The organism is Planobispora rosea, from assembly GCF_014648175.1.
GTDB classification, from domain to species: domain Bacteria; phylum Actinomycetota; class Actinomycetes; order Streptosporangiales; family Streptosporangiaceae; genus Planobispora; species Planobispora rosea.
In genome coordinates, this window is the sequence record NZ_BMQP01000037.1 from 24,280 (window position 1) to 41,980 (window position 17,701).

General features: G+C 72.2%; 17 protein-coding genes. 8 read left to right on the forward strand and 9 right to left on the reverse strand.

Annotated elements, in window-relative coordinates:
* Nucleotide 1: 1 nt before the first annotated feature.
* The 4 genes from IEZ08_RS29140 to IEZ08_RS29155 form a co-directional block, all read right to left on the reverse strand.
* Nucleotides 2-1,348 carry an FG-GAP repeat protein gene (locus tag IEZ08_RS29140; RefSeq protein WP_189243387.1) on the reverse strand — a complete coding sequence of 449 codons (1,347 nt, stop codon included), beginning with the start codon at nt 1,346-1,348 and terminating at the stop codon, nt 2-4.
* Between the two features lie 134 nt (nt 1,349-1,482).
* Nucleotides 1,483-2,052 carry a cellulose binding domain-containing protein gene (locus tag IEZ08_RS29145; RefSeq protein ID WP_068926023.1) on the reverse strand — a complete coding sequence of 190 codons (570 nt, stop codon included), beginning with the start codon at nt 2,050-2,052 and terminating at the stop codon, nt 1,483-1,485.
* A 58-nt stretch (nt 2,053-2,110) separates the two neighbouring features.
* Nucleotides 2,111-3,130, reverse strand: coding sequence for a lytic polysaccharide monooxygenase auxiliary activity family 9 protein (locus IEZ08_RS29150; protein ID WP_189243388.1), 1,020 nt, complete (start codon nt 3,128-3,130; stop codon nt 2,111-2,113).
* Between the two features lie 245 nt (nt 3,131-3,375).
* The gene (locus IEZ08_RS29155) at nt 3,376-4,410 is read right to left on the reverse strand and encodes an ROK family transcriptional regulator (protein ID WP_068926020.1); all 1,035 of its coding nucleotides are present in this window, start codon (nt 4,408-4,410) and stop codon (nt 3,376-3,378) included.
* A 46-nt stretch (nt 4,411-4,456) separates the two neighbouring features.
* Between IEZ08_RS29155 and IEZ08_RS29160 the strand changes: the two genes are divergently transcribed.
* Nucleotides 4,457-5,644 (forward strand): MFS transporter, encoded by a 1,188-nt coding sequence (locus IEZ08_RS29160; protein ID WP_068926018.1) that lies wholly within the window; start codon nt 4,457-4,459, stop codon nt 5,642-5,644.
* A 101-nt stretch (nt 5,645-5,745) separates the two neighbouring features.
* Here the strand turns inward: IEZ08_RS29160 and IEZ08_RS29165 are convergent, their stop codons facing one another.
* A complete protein-coding gene (locus IEZ08_RS29165) occupies nt 5,746-6,138 on the reverse strand; it encodes a hypothetical protein (protein WP_068926017.1) in 393 nt (130 codons plus the stop codon).
* A gap of 173 nt (nt 6,139-6,311) precedes the next feature.
* Here IEZ08_RS29165 and IEZ08_RS29170 point away from each other — a divergent pair, with 173 nt between their 5' ends.
* Nucleotides 6,312-6,827, forward strand: a complete 516-nt coding sequence (locus IEZ08_RS29170) for a 2'-5' RNA ligase family protein (RefSeq protein WP_068926015.1) — start codon at nt 6,312-6,314, stop codon at nt 6,825-6,827.
* Between the two features lie 46 nt (nt 6,828-6,873).
* Here IEZ08_RS29170 and IEZ08_RS29175 read toward each other — a convergent pair whose 3' ends face one another.
* Nucleotides 6,874-7,662, reverse strand: coding sequence for a calcium-binding protein (locus IEZ08_RS29175; RefSeq protein WP_068926013.1), 789 nt, complete (start codon nt 7,660-7,662; stop codon nt 6,874-6,876).
* Nucleotides 7,663-8,049: 387 nt separating this feature from the next.
* Here IEZ08_RS29175 and IEZ08_RS29180 point away from each other — a divergent pair, with 387 nt between their 5' ends.
* Nucleotides 8,050-8,907: a pentapeptide repeat-containing protein gene (locus tag IEZ08_RS29180; protein WP_068926011.1), complete on the forward strand. Its 858-nt coding sequence runs from the start codon at nt 8,050-8,052 to the stop codon at nt 8,905-8,907.
* A gap of 23 nt (nt 8,908-8,930) precedes the next feature.
* Here IEZ08_RS29180 and IEZ08_RS29185 read toward each other — a convergent pair whose 3' ends face one another.
* Entirely contained in the window at nt 8,931-10,799 is a 1,869-nt protein-coding gene (locus tag IEZ08_RS29185) for an N-6 DNA methylase (protein WP_189243389.1), read from the reverse strand.
* Between the two features lie 166 nt (nt 10,800-10,965).
* On the opposite strand from IEZ08_RS29185, the gene IEZ08_RS29190 reads away from it, so the two are divergent.
* Nucleotides 10,966-12,240: a hypothetical protein gene (locus IEZ08_RS29190; RefSeq protein ID WP_189243390.1), complete on the forward strand. Its 1,275-nt coding sequence runs from the start codon at nt 10,966-10,968 to the stop codon at nt 12,238-12,240.
* Between the two features lie 4 nt (nt 12,241-12,244).
* Here the strand turns inward: IEZ08_RS29190 and IEZ08_RS29195 are convergent, their stop codons facing one another.
* Nucleotides 12,245-12,628, reverse strand: a complete 384-nt coding sequence (locus IEZ08_RS29195) for a hypothetical protein (protein ID WP_189243391.1) — start codon at nt 12,626-12,628, stop codon at nt 12,245-12,247.
* A 218-nt stretch (nt 12,629-12,846) separates the two neighbouring features.
* On the opposite strand from IEZ08_RS29195, the gene IEZ08_RS29200 reads away from it, so the two are divergent.
* Entirely contained in the window at nt 12,847-13,086 is a 240-nt protein-coding gene (locus IEZ08_RS29200) for a hypothetical protein (RefSeq protein ID WP_189243392.1), read from the forward strand.
* A 28-nt stretch (nt 13,087-13,114) separates the two neighbouring features.
* Here IEZ08_RS29200 and IEZ08_RS40375 read toward each other — a convergent pair whose 3' ends face one another.
* The gene (locus tag IEZ08_RS40375) at nt 13,115-14,050 is read right to left on the reverse strand and encodes an NADPH-dependent FMN reductase (protein ID WP_189243393.1); all 936 of its coding nucleotides are present in this window, start codon (nt 14,048-14,050) and stop codon (nt 13,115-13,117) included.
* Nucleotides 14,051-14,381: 331 nt separating this feature from the next.
* Here IEZ08_RS40375 and IEZ08_RS29210 point away from each other — a divergent pair, with 331 nt between their 5' ends.
* The 3 genes from IEZ08_RS29210 (at nt 14,382) to IEZ08_RS29220 (ending at nt 17,563) form a co-directional block, all read left to right on the forward strand.
* Complete coding sequence (locus tag IEZ08_RS29210; protein ID WP_068926001.1) at nt 14,382-14,741, forward strand: MmcQ/YjbR family DNA-binding protein; 360 nt, start codon at nt 14,382-14,384, stop codon at nt 14,739-14,741.
* Between the two features lie 126 nt (nt 14,742-14,867).
* Nucleotides 14,868-15,857 carry a LacI family DNA-binding transcriptional regulator gene (locus tag IEZ08_RS29215; protein ID WP_084780592.1) on the forward strand — a complete coding sequence of 330 codons (990 nt, stop codon included), beginning with the start codon at nt 14,868-14,870 and terminating at the stop codon, nt 15,855-15,857.
* Between the two features lie 314 nt (nt 15,858-16,171).
* Nucleotides 16,172-17,563 carry an extracellular solute-binding protein gene (locus IEZ08_RS29220; RefSeq protein WP_189243394.1) on the forward strand — a complete coding sequence of 464 codons (1,392 nt, stop codon included), beginning with the start codon at nt 16,172-16,174 and terminating at the stop codon, nt 17,561-17,563.
* The last annotated feature ends 138 nt before the right edge of the window (nt 17,564-17,701 follow it).

The window sequence follows — 17,701 nt, forward strand, 5'->3', positions numbered from 1 at the left end:
GTTACCAGGCCGGCGCGTGATCGCTCAGAACACCGCCGAAGCCGGAGGCGCCCGAAGCCGGAGCCAGCCTGTCGAGGGTCTCCAGCGTGTCCAGGTCGTACAGGGTGACGGCACCGACACCGGCGTGGCCGGGGGCTCCGACGACGAGCTTGAGGCTGTCGGTGATCGTGACGGTGGCGCCGAAACGGTCGCCCGGGTGACCGTCCGGCGCGGTGAGCACCGTCGCCGGCCGGGCGCGCGGGCTCACCAAACCCACGCTGACGGCTCCACGGCCGTCACCCGCCTGCGGCATGCCGACGACGGCCCGCCCGTCGGCCATGGCCACGGCGGTTCCGAAGTGGACGCCCGGCTGAGGGGAGAGCAGCGTGTCGGACACCTCCAGTGGCCGGTGTCCGTGGGTCGTGATGACGTCGACGGCGTCCACGCCGGGGGCGCCGACCAGGAGGTGACTCTCCTCGTCGAGGTTGCCGGCCGCGAGCGCGTAGCCGTATCGGGCGCCCGGTACGGCGCCCTGCGCATAGGTGTACTTGCGGCTGCGCCGAGCATCGGTCAGCGGGTCGATGAGCAGGGTCATCGCACCCGCGGATTTGACCCCGGGGCCGTTCCCCGCCCCGGCGCCGTTCCCCGCCCCGGCGCCGTCGGTGTTCTCGTCCGGCGCGCCGACCGCGAGGGCGATACCGGGGCGCTCGGGGAACCGCCCTGCGGCCAGGGACCAGCCGAAGTGGTCGCCGGGCTCGCTGCTGCCGACCACTCCCGGACTGTTCTGGCTGATTCGCTGGGATTCGCCGGGTGTGCGGCCGGTGAAAGCGTACACGTAGACCGCTCCGGAGGCGGGCGCACCGGGATCGCCGTCGTACGGCGCGCCGACGGCGAGGATGTTGCGGTACGCCGTCAGGGAGCGCCCGAAGGCGCTGCCGCCGCGGCCGGATGGAGGGCGCAGGATCCGGGTCGGCGTGCTCCCGTGTTTCTCACCCCAGATGATCATTACTGTGCCGTCGGTGAGCCCGGTCACGACATCCGAACACCTGTCATGGTCGAGGTCGGCCATGAGGAGGGAGACGGGCTGGGCCGGGGTGGCGATCCGGGACCGCCGGACGCCGAGCAGCCAGATCGAGTGCGCGTCTCCGGCCGGCGTGTTGCGCCAATCACACCCGGCGGTCGACGAGTCCGCCGTGATCCGGTGAAGCGGTGCCGGCGTGGCGGCGGCCGGGAGGGCGGTGGGGCGGCCGGAGACCGGCTGCGGGACCGCGGGGGCGCGCAGCAGGAAGATCCCGGCGAGGACCAGGCCGGCTGCGATCGTCGCGGCGAGCCACAGTCGGGGTCCGCGCCGCCGGCGTGTCGGGATCACGGTGGGGGCGTCGTTGATATCTATGCGCGTAAGACGCCGATGTCGGCGAAACGGTTCCATGGTCGCCTCGTGCCGACGCCCGCAGGCTTCGGTGATCTCACAGCCGGGCGCGCGCGGAACTCCTGGACGGGCACTTAGCCGCAGGTGATGTCGGTGAAGGACGGGGGTGTGGGGGCGGCGCCGATGAAACCGATCTCGGAGACGGTGGCCCCCGGGGCCAGCACGGGGTCGTCGGCCGGGGCGTGGATCATCGCGATGGGGCCGCTCTGCATGTGCGTGCCCTTCCACGCCTGGGTGACGGTCACCCCTCGCGGGAGGAGCCACTGGATGTACCAGTCGCGCATCGGGCCGCCGGTCCTGTTGGTGATCGTCGCGGTGCCCCGGTAACCACCCGGCCAGGACTCGACGAGGGTGATCGTTGCCGTGCACCCGGCGATCGGGGACGGGGGCCGGGCATGGGACGGCGACGCGGACTGTCCGGCCGGTACGGACTGTCCGGCCGGTACGGGCTGCTCGGCTTGTCCTGATGGTCCGGGTTGACCGGGCGATGGCGGCGCGGGCGGCGCGGCGGGGGAGGCCCCGTGCGCGGCGGGGTGCCCGGGCGACGGGACCGCGGGCCCTCCGACGCAGGCTGCCGCGATCAGCGCCACCGCCGCGCCGAGGGAGACGGCGCCCATCAGCGTCGTGATCTTCCCCCGGGACATGCCGGGCCTCCTTCCTGGGCGGAGGGGCCCCGGCCGGACCGGCCGGGGCCGCGGGTCGTCAGGGACTGGCGCAGGTGGGGGCGGGGGAACCGCTGGTGCCGTTGGCGGTGAAGCCGAAGGTCACCGACCCGCCGGCCTGGATCGTCCGGTTCCAGTCGGCGTTCTTCGCGGTGACCGTGGACCCGGAGACCGTGTGGGTGCCGTTCCACAGGCTGTTGATGGAACTGCCGGTGGCGAGATCCCACTTGACGGTCCAGCCGTTGATGGCGGCGGTGCCGGGGTTCTTCACCGTGACCTCACCCTGGAAGCCGCCCGACCAGGAGGTGACGGTCTTGTAGGTGGCCGTGCAGGAGCCGGGGTCGCCGGTCGGGGTGACCGTGGGGGTGACCGTCGGCGTGACGGTGGGAGTGGGGCCCGGACGGCCGACGCCCGTCACCTCGCCGTCGCCGCCGTCGAAGACGACGTCGGAGCAGTTGTAGAAGGTCTCGGCGCTGTCGGAGCGCTTCCACACCGAGTAGACGATGTGGCGGCCCGACTTGCCCGAGGGCAGGGTGGCGTTCCAGTAGTAGTGGGCGTCGTTGGTGCCGGGCGAGCCGACGCTCGGCGGGTGGTCGGCGGTGTGGAAGGGCTGCTCCTCCAGGTCGTTCCAGGTGAGCGGCCGGTTCGGGTTCCAGCCGTCCTTGGTGACGTAGAGGTAGAACCAGCCCGGGTGGGCGGCCCACTTGTTGTACCGGAACTGGATCTGCGCTCCGGAGGTCAGGTGGGTCACCGGCCAGTCCTCGTGCGCGAGGTCGAACCCGCTGAAGTTGGGGTTTCCACCGCTGCACAGCTGCCCGTCGGGGATGAAGCCCCGGGTCCGGCCGGCGCCGTCGGAGCGCAGGACGCTGAACCAGTTGTAGAGGGAGTTGGCGCCGCTCTGGGCCACGGCGGCCGAGCAGGCGGGGTTGATGGGGACGATGTTCCCCTGCGGGCTGAGCCCGTCCTGCCAGCAGAAGAAGGTCCGGCTGCCGGGCACCATCATGGCGCCGTGGGCCGAGGCCGAGCTGGGGACGAGGACGACCGCGAGGAGCGCGGACATCACCGTGGCCGCGCAGGCGACAGCGATTCTTCGCCAATTGCGCACTGAACTGACCGACCTTTCGGGTGGCGGACTACCGATCGATGCAGCGAGCGCTCACGCGAACCGGACTCTAGGACGGTGCCCGGGGGGTGTAAACGAAACGCTCCCGCCGGGCGCGGCGGGCCGGAACGTCCGTGCAGCTCAGAAACGTGCCGCCGGAGCGGGGCGGGATGAAAGATTCACGGTCGCCGTCGTCGCGGACGTCATCCCGGGACGCCGCCGAAGACGTCCTGGTGCGCGATGGACAGGGCGGTGAACAGCGCGCCGCGCAGGACCGCGTTGCCCTCCACCGTGCTCGGCCGTACCTGGACCGGGACGGGGGAGAGGGCGGCCAGATGCTCGCCGGTCCGCGCCGCCAGCGCGTCGCCGCCGGAGTGGCCGGTATCCCCGCCGAGGACGACCAGCCCCGGGTCGAGGACGGCGACCAGGGTGAAGGCGATCTCGGCGATCAGGCTCGCGAGGGAGTCCGGTTCCAGGGCGCGAGCGGCCTCGGTCGTCACCAGATCGCAGATCGCCGTGCCGCCCGGCCGGAGGAACCCGATCTCGCCCGCGCCCCCGGAGACGCCGCGCCTCAGCCGCCCGCCGAGAGTGACGGCCGCGCCGACCCCGTCGTCCAGCCAGAGCAGGACGAAGTCGTCGCGGCCCCGGGCGGACCCGGCCCGGTGCTCGGCGACGGCGGCGAGGTTGACCTCGTTCTCCAGGGTGACCGGGGCGTCGATCCGGGTGCGCAGGGCCTGGAGCAGGTTGGGTTTCCAGCCGGGCACGCCGTTGTCGGCCACCAGGTCCCCGGCGGCCGGGTCCACCAGGCCGGGAGCGCCCAGGACGACGGCGTGCATGCTCCGGGCCCCGGCCGCCTCGGCGACCGCGGCGACGATGAGCTCGGCCAGGTCGTCGCCGGGCCGCAGGGACCGTACGGCCGAGCCGACGGTCCGGCCGGTGATGTCGGCGACGGTGACGTTGACGGCGGAGCGGCGCACGTCGACCCCGGCCACGTGGGCGCGGTCGGCGACGATGCCGTACAGGCGGGCGTTCGGCCCCCGGCGGTCCTCCCCGCTCTCCCCGGCGACCTCGATCAGTCCGTTGACCCGTAGCCGCTCGATCAGGTCGGACACGGTGGGGCGGGACAGACCGGTCAGCGCCCTGAGCTGGGGGGCGGTCAGCGGGCCGCGCTCCAGCAGCAGGTCCAGCGCGAGGCGGTCGTTGATCGCCCGCGCCATCTGCGGGGTCGCGGTCTTCATCTGTCCTCTTTTCATCAGGAAGCCTGCCTGTTAATTTTTTAGCATTATGCGTACCGATCTTCAACGTGCCAGGATCGCCGTCGCTGCCGTCTTCGCGGTGCACGGTGCCGTCGCCGGCAGCATGGCGACGCGTATCCCGTGGCTGCAGGATCACCTTGGGCTGAGTCCCGCTGCCTTGGGGTTCGCCCTGTTCTGTCCAGCTCTGGCGGCCTTCGTCGCCATGCCGATGGCCGCCCGTCTCACCCATCGTTACGGCGGGCGTTCGACCACCCGGATCCTGCTCGTCCTGTGGTGCGCGGCGCTGCCGCTGCCCTCGCTGGCCCCCGGGTTCGGCTGGCTCTGCGTCATCTTCCTGCTGTACGGCGCCGCCGCGGGCATGTGCGACGTCACCATGAACGCCCAGGGGGTGATCGTCGAACGGAGACTGGAACGCCCGATCATGTCCGGGCTCCACGGGATGTGGAGCGTGGGATGCCTCGCCGGCGCCGGAGTCGGGACGGTCGCCGCCCAGCTGGGCGTCGACGCGCGGCTCCACCACGGGGTGACGGCGCTGGTGCTGCTCGTCTTCGGCGTCGTGCTGAGCCGCACGCTCCTCGACACCTGGCCGGAGCCCGGGGAGAAGACCCCGCCCCGGTTCACCGTGCCGCCCCGGACGGTCCTCGCGATCGGCGCCGTCGGGTTCTGCGCGACCTTCGCCGAGGGCGCCAGCCAGAGCTGGGCCGCGGTCTACGTCAAGAACGTCACCGGCGGCGGTGAAGGCGTCGCGGCCGCGTGCTACGCCCTGTTCTCCCTGTCCATGGCCGCCGCCAGGCTCTCCGGCGATTCGATCGTCCGCAGGCTCGGGCCGGTCACGGCCGTCCGGGCGGGCGGCCTGCTCGCCACCGCCGGCACCGTCCTGGTGGCGATCGCCCGGACCCCGTTCCTGGCGATCACGGGATTCGTCCTGCTCGGGCTGGGCGTCGCGGTGATCGCCCCGCTGGCCTTCACTGCCGGGGGCAACGCCACCCCGGAACCCGGCCAGGGGGTGGCGGGAATCGCCACGTTCACCTACCTCTCCAGCCTGATCGCCCCCGCTGTCACCGGCTGGATCGCCCACGCGACCTCGCTGCCCGCCACGTTCGGCCTGATCGCGGCCGTCACCCTGACGGGCGCCCTGCTCGCCGGGGCGCTGCGGCCCCGTACCGCCCCGCACGTTCCCGGCACGGCCGGGCTGCTGAGATCCGGGCGCTCCTGACCTGCGGCGTCCGCCCGGTCCGGGGAGGCGTTCGCGCCGGAGACCACGAGCCGCGGGGGCCGTGGTCTCCGGCGGAGGCGCGCGTCGGCCGAGGGATGCCGTTACGCGCGCACCTGCTCGGCGAGCCGCTCCAGGCTCTTCTCCAGGGCGTGGTCGACCTCCTCGGCGGGCGGGGCGTGCTCCTCGTCGAAGAAGGACAGGTGCACGGTCACCTCACTCGCCTGGTCGCTGATGGTCGTGATCTGCAGCCACCCCGCGTAGCGGCCGTCGTCACGGGTGCCCCACTCCATGCGGAGCTGGTCGCGCTGGGCGCGGAACAACCCGCGCTCGTCCTTGCCGGTGGCGTCCTCATGCACGGTCACCGCGGGCAGGTCTTCGGATCGCACGTGCAGGTCCCGGGGGAGCCAACTGTCGAGCCGGTCCACGTCGCTGGCCCGGTCGAAGACCACGCCGGGTGGGGCGGTCATCGTCCGGGAACGCTCGTATTCGCTCATCGGATCGTCACTCCTCGGTCCGGATGTTGTCGGATGGCGACCTACCCTGTCGGTTCCGGTCCATCCACGGACCCGGGTCAAAGACGTCCCCGCGCATCGCGGCGCCCTGCGCCTGGGCGTGCGGCCACGGGTCCCCCTCCTGGGAGCCACGCCGGGCGGACTAGTCTTCGACCATGGTCGCCGCGCTGGAGCTCTATCTCGACCCGGTCGCCGAGAAGCGGATCAGGACGTTGTGGGAGGCCCTGGCCAGGGAGGGCGTCCCGTCGATGCGGGACCTGCTGAAGGGCCGCCACCGCCCGCACGTCTCACTGATCAGCGCCTCGCGGCTGGACGGCCCCGCGGTGGCGCAGGCGCTGCGGGGGATGGAGGTCGCCCGCCCGTTCGAGCTCCGGTTCGACTTCGTCGGGCAGTTCCTGGGCCGGGTGCTCTGGCTGGGCCCGGTTCCCACGACGGAGCTGCTGGCCCACCACGCGGCGGTGCACGCCCGCCTCACCGAGGCCGGGATCGGTGGTTTCGAGGTCTACCTGCCGGGCCGCTGGGTGCCGCACTGCACGTTGTCCATGCGGGTGCCCTTCCCGAAACTGCTGGACGCGATCCGGCTCTGCATGGACGTACTGCCGATCGAGGCGACCGTGGTCGGGGCCGCCGTGGCCGACCACGCCCGTGACGCCGTCACCCCGCTGCGGTGAGGCGACAGCGGGGTGACGGGGTGACAGGGTGGCGGGGAAGAGTGCCTCAGATCTCGCAGCCGAACTCCGTGTCGGCGGCGTCGGAGTTGCAGGTGTCGGTGCCGCCGCCACCGCTGAGGACGTCGGCGCCGCCCCGGCCGGTGAGCGTGTCGTCGCCCCGCCCGCCGCGGATCTCGTTCGCCAGGCCGTTGCCGGTGAGGGTGTCGCCGAGCGCGCCGCCGAAGACGTTCTCCACGTCGGCCCGCATGTTGTCGTTCTCCCCGGTGGAGCCGTCGTTCGCCACGCCGTCGAGGGAGACGGTCTGCGGGACGATCCGGTCGTTGTAGACGGCCGTGTCGGCGCCGGGGCCGCCGCTGAAGACGTCCGTCCCGTCGGGGGCGCGGTCGGCGACCATGTTGTCGCTGCCGGCTCCGCCGGTGAAGACGTCGTCGCCGGGGCCTCCGGTGAAGGTGTCGCCGCCGCTGCCGGCGGTCATGGTGTCCTCGCCGGTCCCGCCCTTCACACGGGCGCCGATGCCGGTGGTGTTGGTGAAGGTGTCGTCGAGGTCCTTGAGGTCCGCCTGGATCACCTGGACACCCGGGCAGACCACCGAGTTGGGTGTCTGCCGGAGGCAGCCGCTGCCGGGCCGGACCACGTCCCCGGTGTCGGTGACCACGACGTCGCCCTGGGCCGAGAACGAGATAGTGATCTCGTTGGCCTTCCCGTCGGCCGCGGTCACGCGCAGGTTGGCGCTGCTCACGCTCACCCCGGTGTCCGCGTATGCCGGCAGGGCCAGTCCTGCCTGGACGCCCCCCGCGATCATCGCAATGGCCGCGAGCGACCAGATCTTCCGCATGGTCGTATGCCTTTCCGTGCTGATTTCCGAGCCGGCGGCAGTGCCCCCGCGCCGGCGTTTCGGTTCGAATGATGTTCCAGTGCAATTAGCGGGGTTCGTGTCGCGACGGGGAACGTAAAAAAGCACAGGACGGCTGTGACGAAAGTCATGCGCGGTGAACGTGGGTCCGGCCGGTCGCCGCAGACGGGTCCGCGACGGCACCCGGCCCGGGACACCGGCTCCGAGCGAGTAGGGTCCTTACGCCGGATCCGCCGGTCGGATCCGCTGACGCCGGAACAGACCGGCGCCCGAACACGCTGAAACCTGAGCACCGCAACCGCCGGGCATCCGGGATCCCGGAACCGCCGGGATCCGGCCGGTGCTCCCGACCTCAGGAGATCACCTACGGTGTCCGACGCACGCGACCACGCATCACCCCAGGCGGGGCCCTCCGCCGACGGGGGCCGCACCCGCCTGCGAGCCGACTGCGAGCGCTGTTTCGGGCTGTGCTGCGTCGCGCCGGCCTTCACCGCCTCGTCGGACTTCGCGATCGACAAACCGGCCGGGAAGGCCTGCCCCAACCTGCGGGAGGACTTCCGCTGCGGCATTCACCGGCACCTGCGGCAGCGGGGCTTCACCGGCTGCACCGTCTACGACTGCTTCGGCGCGGGGCAGCAGGTCTCCCAGGTCACCTTCGGCGGGAAGGACTGGCGGCGCAGACCGGGGACGGCCGGGCAGATGTTCGAGGTGTTCCCGGTCATGCGGAACCTCCACGAGCTGCTGTGGTACCTGACCGAGGCGCTGGCGCTGCCCCCGGCCCGCCCGATCCACGCCGAGATCCGCCGGGTGCGCGACGGGATCGAACGCCTCACCCAGGACGGCCCCGACGCCCTGCTCAAGGTGGACGTGGCGGCGCACCGGCGTGAGGCCGGTGACCTCCTGCAGCGCGCGAGCGAGCTGGCGCGGGCCGGGGCAGGGGGCAGGAAGAAGGAGCGCAGGGGGGCCGACCTCATCGGGGCCAGGCTCAAGGGCGCCGACCTGCGGGGCGCCAACCTGAGAGGGGCCTACCTCATCGGGGCCGACCTGCGCGGCGCCGACCTGCGGACGGCGGACCTCCTCGGAGCCGACTTCCGCGGCGCCGACCTGCGGGGCGCCGACCTCACCGAGAGCATCTTCCTCATCCGGTCCCAGCTCGACGCGGCCAGGGGCGACGCCACCACGAAGCTGCCGCCCTCCCTCGCCCGTCCCGCCCACTGGCCGGCGTAGCGGTTCGCGTCAGGTGTCAGGTGTCAGGCGTCCGGAGGGGGAGGGACGAGGGTGCCCCGGGCCAGGCCCCGGGCGAGGGCGGCGGTCGCCCGGTCCACGCTCGCGGTCAGCTCACGCATCCCGGCCTCGAAGGTGAAGATCTTCCGGAAGACGGCACCGTACCGTTCCTGCTCCCGGAGCGGCATGCGCGGCACCTGCGCGCGGCGCGAGTCGAGACGGGTCGCGCCCGGCGGGGCGCCGGTCGCGGGTGCGAGGGCCAGGGCGCGCACGAACCCGGCGAGGAAGAACGGGTCGAGCCGGCCGGGCTCCGGTCTCAGCAGGGTGAGACGCGGGCCGAGGAGCAGGCCGGGCTCCTCGGCCACCACGGTCGCCAGAGCGCTGCCCCGGGTGGTCACGACCACGTCCCCCGGCTCGACCCTGATCCGGCCCTCGGGGCTGGTGCGGGTCTCCACCGGACCCCCGTGGAACACGTGGTGGTCGGTGAGCACGAGATCGCCTGTGCCGTCGATGTCGAAACGCCCGGCGGACAGGACGGTCAGTGCTCCGGTCCGCTCCAGCTCCTGGAGGGTGACCGTCGGCGGTTCCCGCCCCGGACCCGGGACGGCCGAGGGGACCAGGTCCGGGAGGCGTCCGAGTTGCGCGGCCAGGCTCTCCCGGAGGGAGAGATAGAGGTCCGCCGAGGTGTGGCCGTCCGTCCCCAGGTGGCGGGAGGGGGTGACGTCGACGTCCTCGTCGATCAGCTCGATGATGGGGACCGTACGGCTCTCGCCGGGGCGGTCGAGGTCCGCCTCCGGGTCGGCCTGGAAGGCGTGCCAGCGCTCGGCCACCGCGCCGAAGCTCGCCGGGCCGGCCTCCGCCATCAGCACGCGTGAGGGGGTACGGCCGCCGCCCGCGGGCTTGCGCAGCACCCACAGGTGCGCGGGGAGTGCGGTGCCGGAGGCCATGCCCGGGGGCAGGCCGATGACGGCCTGGAGGGCGCCGCGCCGCAGGAGGTTGCTGCGGATGCGGCGGCCGGAACGGCGGGCGGCCGTGATCACGGGCATCAGCAGCACCGCGACACCGCCCGGGCTCAGGTGGGCGAGCGCGTGCTGGACCCAGGCGAGCTCGGACTCGGTCTTGGGCGGCAGGCCGTACTCCCAGCGCAGATCACCGGTGAGCTCGTCGTATCCCCAGTTGCGCTCGTTGAAGGGCGGATGGCAGACCACCGCGTCCACGGCCACGTCCGGCCAGGCGTCACGCCGGAGGGAGTCGCCCGCCTCGACCGTGCTGTCCACCGGGATCAGGGCCAGGCGCGACTGCGCCAGGCGCGCGAGGGCGTCCTCGACCTCCTGTCCGCGGACCCGCTCCACCCCGGGGAGCCCGGCCGCAGCGGCGAGCAGGACGCCGAGACCGCAGGCCGGGTCGAGAACCGACCTGATCCCCGGTCCGGCCAGCCGCACCATGAAGCCCGCGACCTCGGGCGAAGTCGCCGACAGGCGGCGGGAGTGGACGTCGGCGTAGCGGTCGAGCAGGAAACGCGTCACCTCGGCGGCGCCCTGCTCCCCAGCGTACTCCCGGACGAGCTTCCAGGCGGAGGCCGGGACGGTGCGCGGTTCACCCGCGCCGCGGAGGAGCTCGGTGGCCTCGGCGACGACCTCGCCGAGACGCAGGTCGTCCGCGGCGGTCCGGATCTGCTGCCAGACGCGCTCCCGCAACGGGAGCTCCCGCACCTTGCCCTGCGCCAGCAACCACGACTCGACGGCGCTCAGCGAGAAGGCGGGGCTGGTCGCGGTCCCTCCGACGGGCCTGGGGAAGTCCTCGTGCCGCCGCCGCCAGTTGCTCACGGCCGCGCGGCCGACTCCCGCCATCCGCGCGATGTCGGCCGCGGTGACGGTCGCGTCGCCCCCTGCCACTCGGCTCCCCACTCTTCGTCCCAGCGTGTGGGCACCAAGCTATCCGACAGCACGATCGGACGTCGAAGAGCGATCGCGAACACGTGTATCGGATTCACGCTGATCGCGTCAGAGAGTCTTTTCCGGCGTCACGGGTTCTGTCGGCGATGATCTCTAGTCTGCGGCCATGGCCGTATGGGACGAGGTTCGCGACATCATCGACGCCGGCGACCGGCGCGCGCTCGTGGAACGGATGACTGCCCTGACCGGGGACGAACGCCGCGAGGTGGCGCGGGAGCTGCCGGGATACCTCGAAGTGCTGCGCGAACGCGCACAGACGGAGGAACGGGCGCGTCAGGCCGGGTGGGAGACCGCAGGCGAGGAGGACGACCGCTGGTTCGACGTGTGGGGCCGTACGGAGCCCTGGGACGACTCCGGCGAGCTGCTGCGGATCGCGGGGGCCGGGTCGCTGGGCGGTGCTGCCGCCGTGAGCGCCTGGCTCGGCCGCCGAGACCTCCTGACGACCTGGCCTTCGCCCGACGGCGCGGACCGGCGGGCGTTCGGCGATCCGGGGCCGGTCGTCGCGGTGCTGTCCCGGCGTCCTCCGGAGTGGCAGGCCGAGGCGACGGTGCGGCTCGTGCGGAAGATCCGTGACGGGCGTGACCCGGGGGCGCCGTTGGCGCTGGCCATGCTCCGCCGTACCGGGATCGAACCGCCGGAGCACGACCCGCTCGTCGTGGCGTGGCTTCATGAGGAGCCGCGCATGCCGTTCCGGCAGGACCCGCTCCTCGACGCGCTGCTGCCGCGGATCTTCGAGGCGGAGGGCGTGGGCCGCACGCTGCGGGACAACACAGGCATGGCCACGGAGCTGGCCGCGCTCGGCGTCGAGGGAAGGGTCCGCCGTGACCTGCTGCTCGACGGATGCGTCCGTCGCTTCCTGCGCGGCGGGCCGGCTGCCGACCTGAGCTTCTTCGTCCGCCTGCACGAGACGCTGGACCCCGCCCCGGCCGAGGTCGCCCCGCGCGCCCGCGACTATCTGCGCCTGCTGCCCACGGCGCCCGGCCCGGTCGCGGAAGCGGCGCTCGCCCGGCTCCGCGGGCTGCCCCCGGGCACGGTCGCCGACCCGGAGGAACTGGGTGACGCGATGGAGGGACTGCTCTTCCGGGGCGAGGTGAAGCTCGTCGGCGCCGGGCTCTCCTGGCTCGCCGAGCTGTTGCCGCGGGAGGACGTCGACGCGTTCGCCCCGGCGCTGGCCACGGCCGTGACCCACGACTCACTCGGGATCCAGGGCCGTGCCGTACGGCTGGCGCTCAGGAACGCCGGAAGATGGGGCCCGGAGGCGAGGGAGATCTTCGCGGGGCTGACGGGGTCGCTCCCCGGCGAGTTCGGCGCGGGATTCGCCGGCGCGTTCGGCGGCGAGCCCGCCTCCGTCCCGGTCGTGCGCCGCAGAGGCGGGACCTGACCGGTTACCGGTGCTGGGGCTGCTTGTGCGCGTTCGGCTGAGGGGCGGGCCTGCGGCGGGTGAGTACGAAGATCAGGCCGCCCCCGATGAGGAGGCCGCTGCCCGCCGCGAGCATGGCCCACGCGCCTCCCTGCTGCGAGCTCTGCTCCGCCAGGTCCGTGGAGGCGAACCCGGTCCACTTGTCGATCTCCTGGGTGAGCTGCTCGTGGCGCGCGGGGTCGCTCTCCTTGACGGAGTCGGCCTCGCGGGTCAGCTCCTCCGCCTTCGCCAGGTGGCTGTCGGCGCGGGCTCCCGTCTCACTCGCCCGGGAGAAGGGGATCGCGCTCGCCGCTCCGACGAGCAGACCCAGCACCATCGCCACGATCGAGATCACCCTGACCGGCTGCACCGAACATCACCTTCCATATGTGTCCACCTCGACCGTGCCCTGCATACGGCGAGGAGGTCGGGCATGTCGGCCCGCCGTCGCGACACGGTAGTCCGCCGCCGTGTCCGGCCGCGTCCGCCGCCCGGCGGATGACGCCTCATTCGTCCGGGTGATACGGAGATATGGAGTTATACCAGACGAAGGGGGTATGGAGCATTTAATCCGACAAAGGGGGAGAAATGGCCGGCAAGAAGATGGAAGGCGACGAGAACCAGCGCCGCCAGGCGGCCCGGGAGGCGCGCAAGTCCGGTAAGAGCCCGAGCGAGGTGAACGCGACGAAGGGAGGCTCGAAGCAGCGCCACTCCCGTCCCAAGCACGAGCCGCACCACCACGAGGACCGCACGTCCTCGCCCCACCGGGGCAAGCAGGAGAGCGTCCGGAAGAGCATGAGGCCCAACACCAAGCCCGAGTACGAGTAACCCCGGACCGGACGCCCCGCCGGTCCGGTTACCCGAGGGGATCGCCCGCGGCGACGTCGACGGGGTCGAGCAACTGGTCGGACCGGAGTCCGCGGTGCCCCCGCTCCGGGAGGACACCGGGCTCCCGCCGTACGGCACGCACCGGCTTCGGGTGACAGGGCCCCGACAGCTCGGAGATCTCCCCGGACAGCGGGCTCGGCACCGGGCTCGGCATCACGTTCAGCACCGGGTCCGGCGTCGGGACCGGGACCGGGGCGGGGACCGGGCTCTCCGGGGAGGGCACGCCGCCGGAGCGGAAGGCGGCCCTGGCGGCCAGGACCTCGCGGGCGGCCGCGCACACCTCGCGCAGCGTCGCGCGGACGCGGTCGCGGGCCACCGGATCGGCGATCCTGCCGATGGCGTTGAACTGCCGGGCCCCGGGACGTACGGCCAGATCGAGGCCGTACACGATGGCACCGCCCGCGCCGAGCAGCCGGCTCACCTCGGTCTGCGCCCAGATCGCCTCGTGCGGGCTCACGCAGGAGGTGATCACGGCGACGGGCTTGCCGACCAGGGCGCCTCCCGCCGCCGGGGACGTCGCCCATCGAAGCGCGTGGGCCAGCTGCGGAGGCAGGAGGCTGTGCTCGGGAACGGTGATCAGCATGCCGTCGGCCGCGGACAACACGCGGCACAGCTCATCGGTCCCCGCCGCGAGCGGGCCGGCGGGGGAGCAGGCCAGGTTCTCCAGCCCGTCCCAGACCTCGAAACACGCGGAGCTCGCGGAGCCCGCGGAGCCCGCGGAGCCCGGCGACCGCGGGGAGCCGATGGATCGTGGAGAGCTCGTCTCCGGGAACTCCGAGCGGCCCGGAAGCCCCGAGACTCCGGGAAGCTCCGAGAACTCGGGCAGCTCCAGCGCCACCGCGTCCAGCAACCGGTGAACGTACGCCTGCGGGCGCAGCACGCCCGCGATCCCCACGATCCTCATCCACCCACCCATTCGCGTGCGATTAGGGCCGTCCTGCCCCAGAAGGCACAGGGGTAACAAGCGCCGCGGAACGGATTTCCCAATGGAGTGGAAACGTTTTCACAAGCCCACGGAAACCCCGGGAGAACGGTGCCTCATGGCGGGACGTCCGCCGGGCGGGCGACGCCGGGTCGTACCGCGCGGGCCGGGGCCGGGGCGCGCGGGCCGGGGCCGGGGCGCGCGGCCTCGCCGGGCATCCCCGGCCGGGACCGGTTTTCCGGGAGCGGGTGTGGTGTGTGAGAAAAGTTGTCAAACGGGCGGCGGGGCGTGCGGCGCATGCGATCATGGAGCTATGCCCGATTTCGACCGTGTACGTGCCATCGCGCTGGAACTGCCCGAGGTCGAGGAGGCCGTTTCCTGGGACACGCCCTCGCTGAAGGTCCGCGGCCGGATGTTCCTGCGTCACTACGAGGACCCCGACTTCACGGTGGTCAAGGTCTCCCGCGAGGAGCGTGAGGCCCTGACCGGGGAACGTCCCGAGGTCTTCGTCGTGACCCCGCACTACGAGAACTACCCGTACGTGCTGGTGCGGACGGCCGAGCTGAGCACCGAGGAGTTGCGCGAGCTGGTCACCGAGGCGTGGCGGATGAGCGCTCCCAAGCGGATCGTGCAGGCGTTCGACGGGGCCGCGACCCCGGGGGACACCCCGTAGTCTCCGCGGTCGCCGTGCCGGACGGCGGAGCGGGACGGAGTTCTGTTCCGTGCCGCGCAACAGGATGGCGTCCGGCGAGCGCAAGCGGATGCAAATATTTGCGCGCTTTGCCATATAGTTTGCGGCATGACACGACGACTTGCAGAGGTGGCCAAGAAGGTCGGGGTGAGCGAGGCGACGGTCAGCCGGGTGCTCAACGGGAAGCCCGGCGTGTCCGAGGCGACCCGCGAGGCGGTGCTGACGGCGCTCGACGTGCTCGGCTACGAGCGCCCCACCCGGCTGCGCGGCGACCGGGCCCGGCTGGTCGGCCTCGTCCTGCCCGAACTGCAGAACCCGATCTTCCCTGCCTTCGCCGAGGTCGTCGGGGGTGCGCTGGCCCAGCGGGGGTTCACCTCGGTGCTGTGCACCCGGACCGTGGGCGGGATCTCCGAGGCCGACTACGTGGACCTGCTCCTGCAGCAGCAGGTCTCGGGAGTCGTCTTCGCCGGCGGCCTGTACGCCCAGGCCGACGCCTCCCATGAGCACTACGAGCTGCTCCGGGAGCGCGGACTGCCCACGGTGCTGGTCAACGCGGCCGTCGAGCACCTGGGTTTCCCCCAGGTCTCCTGCGACGACGTGGTGGCCGCGGAGATGGCGATCGGGCACCTGAAGGCGCTGGGGCACGAGCGCATCGGCATGGTGCTCGGCCCCAGGGACCACATGCCCTCCCGCCGCAAGCTGGAGACGTTCCTCACCTCGGGCGGTGATCCGGCGCTCGTCGAGCACACGATGTTCTCCCTGGAGGGAGGGCACGCGACGGCGGCCAGGCTGCTGCGCAAGGGGGTCACCGGCGTCGTGTGCGCCAGCGACCTGCTCGCGCTCGGCGCGGTCCGGGCGGCCCGCAGGTCGGGGCTGGCGGTCCCCGCCGACGTCTCGGTCATCGGTTACGACGACTCGGCGCTGATGAACTGCACCGAACCGCCGCTGACCACGGTCCGTCAGCCGATCGACGCGATGGGGCGGGCGGCGGTGGACCTGCTGACGGCGTTGATCGACAAGGCGGTGGTCCCGGCGGACGAGCTGCTCTTCGAGCCGGAACTGGTCGTACGCGCCTCCACGGCGAGACCGTCCCCCTGAGCCCGCCTGGGTTTCCCTGAGCCCGCCTGGGTTTCCCTGAGCCCGCCGTCCCGGAGCCGCTGCCCCGGGCCCGCCGTCTTGAACCCGCCGCCCGCGAGGGGGTGACACGGTGATCGTGTCACCCCCTCGTCGCGTTGCCGGACATGTGTCACGCCTGCATCACACCGGTGTGTCACGTAACTTAGTCGTTATATTGCAGTAGTCTGTCGAAACATTGCATGAATGTGTCATGGAGCCTATCGTGATGGCCACGCCGGGGGCGGATCGCCTGTCTCACTCCGCCGGCGTCCATCCGCACCAGAAGGGTCAGCTCCATGACGAGATCCGGCTATCGCAGAACCGCGGGACTGCTGCTCGCGACCGCTCTCGGCCTCACGGCGTCGGCGTGCGGCACGGACGAGGCCCCCGCCGGGGACGACGCCCAGCCCGCGGCCGAGGGCTCCGCCGCCGGACCGGTGTCGATCACCGTCAACTGCATGCCGCCGAAGACGAACAAGGCGCAGCGCGCGACCTTCCAGGAAGACCTCGACGCGTTCCAGAAGCTCAACCCGAACATCAAGATCACGAAAGCCACCGACGCCTTCCCGTGCTACGAACCGCGCACGTTCGAGGCCAAGCTCGCCGGCGGCCAGCTGGAGACCGTCTTCTACGTGAACTTCCCCAACGTCGGGCGCCTGATGGAGAGCGGCCAGGCCGCCGACATCACTCCCTACGTCGGTGAGCTGAAGACCTTCAAGGACTACAACGCCTCCATCGACATCTTCAAGAAGGACGGCAAGATCTACGGCCTGCCCACCGACGGGTACGGCATGGGCCTGGTCTACAACCGCGACGTCTTCACCAAGGCCGGGCTCGACCCCGGCACCCCGCCCAGGACCTGGGCGGAGGTGCAGGCCGCGGCCAAGAAGATCGCCGCCCTCGGCCCCGGCTACGTCGGCTTCGGCGAGTACAGCGGCAACAACGTCGGCGGCTGGCACTTCACCGCCTCCCTCTACGGCCGCGGCGGCGACGTGCTCACCCCCGACGGCAGGAAGGCCGCCTTCAACACCCCCGAGGGCAGGGCCGTGCTGGAGAACCTCAAGCAGATGCGCTGGACCGACAACAGCATGGGGTCCAAGCTCTACATCGACTGGCCCGCGCTGATGAAGGCCATGGCCGGCGGCAAGATGGGCATGATGCTCGGCGCCCCCGACGTGCTGATCGGGCTGCGCAACGACTTCCAGGCGAAGTTCGACAACTACGCGGTCACCGCGATGCCCGAGGCCAAGGCGCTGTTCAACGGCGGCGCCGGCTACATGATCAACCCCAAGGCCACCCCCGAGCAGATCAGGGCCGGCCTGAAGTGGATCGAGTACGAGTTCCTCACCCCGGGCAAGGGCCAGCTCGACTACGTGCGGGCCAAGGGCGCCGGCCTCACCGTCGGCCAGCCGTACCCCGACCTGTACGGCGCCGACACGCCCTCCGGCCAGGAGGTCCTGAAGCTGCGCACCGAGAACGCCAACGTCGACCCCGCGCAGTTCGCGCTCTGGGCCGAGGGCTCCAAGGGCATCCCGCCGAAGGCCGAGCCGGGGCCGTACGCCCAGGAGATCTACGCGATCCTCGACACCCCGATGTCCGCGGTGCTGACCCGCCAGGACGCCGACATCGACCAGCTGCTCGCCGACGCCGAGGCGAAGGTCAACGCCCTGCTGGAGAAGAAGGGCTGACCCCCGCAGGAGCCGGGGGCGGCGGTCGTCCCGCCGCCGCCCGGCGTCACGTCGAGATCGGAAAACGGATGACTGCAACCAGCATGCGCGTCCCGCGGATCCCGCGGGGTTCACGGGGACGTCCCCCGACCAGGCGGC

Bases quoted from the DNA above. Each gene is read 5' to 3' on its own strand.
- IEZ08_RS29145 (WP_068926023.1), bottom strand. From the start codon at position 2,052: ATGTCCCGGGGGAAGATCACGACGCTGATGGGCGCCGTCTCCCTCGGC.
- IEZ08_RS29150 (WP_189243388.1), bottom strand. From the start codon at position 3,130: ATGTCCGCGCTCCTCGCGGTCGTCCTCGTCCCCAGCTCGGCCTCGGCC.
- IEZ08_RS29155 (WP_068926020.1), bottom strand. From the start codon at position 4,410: ATGAAGACCGCGACCCCGCAGATGGCGCGGGCGATCAACGACCGCCTC.
- IEZ08_RS29160 (WP_068926018.1), top strand. From the start codon at position 4,457: ATGCGTACCGATCTTCAACGTGCCAGGATCGCCGTCGCTGCCGTCTTC.
- IEZ08_RS29165 (WP_068926017.1), bottom strand. From the start codon at position 6,138: ATGAGCGAATACGAGCGTTCCCGGACGATGACCGCCCCACCCGGCGTG.
- IEZ08_RS29170 (WP_068926015.1), top strand. From the start codon at position 6,312: ATGGTCGCCGCGCTGGAGCTCTATCTCGACCCGGTCGCCGAGAAGCGG.
- IEZ08_RS29175 (WP_068926013.1), bottom strand. From the start codon at position 7,662: ATGCGGAAGATCTGGTCGCTCGCGGCCATTGCGATGATCGCGGGGGGC.
- IEZ08_RS29190 (WP_189243390.1), top strand. From the start codon at position 10,966: ATGGCCGTATGGGACGAGGTTCGCGACATCATCGACGCCGGCGACCGG.
- IEZ08_RS29200 (WP_189243392.1), top strand. From the start codon at position 12,847: ATGGCCGGCAAGAAGATGGAAGGCGACGAGAACCAGCGCCGCCAGGCG.
- IEZ08_RS40375 (WP_189243393.1), bottom strand. From the start codon at position 14,050: ATGAGGATCGTGGGGATCGCGGGCGTGCTGCGCCCGCAGGCGTACGTT.
- IEZ08_RS29210 (WP_068926001.1), top strand. From the start codon at position 14,382: ATGCCCGATTTCGACCGTGTACGTGCCATCGCGCTGGAACTGCCCGAG.
- IEZ08_RS29215 (WP_084780592.1), top strand. From the start codon at position 14,868: ATGACACGACGACTTGCAGAGGTGGCCAAGAAGGTCGGGGTGAGCGAG.
- IEZ08_RS29220 (WP_189243394.1), top strand. From the start codon at position 16,172: ATGACGAGATCCGGCTATCGCAGAACCGCGGGACTGCTGCTCGCGACC.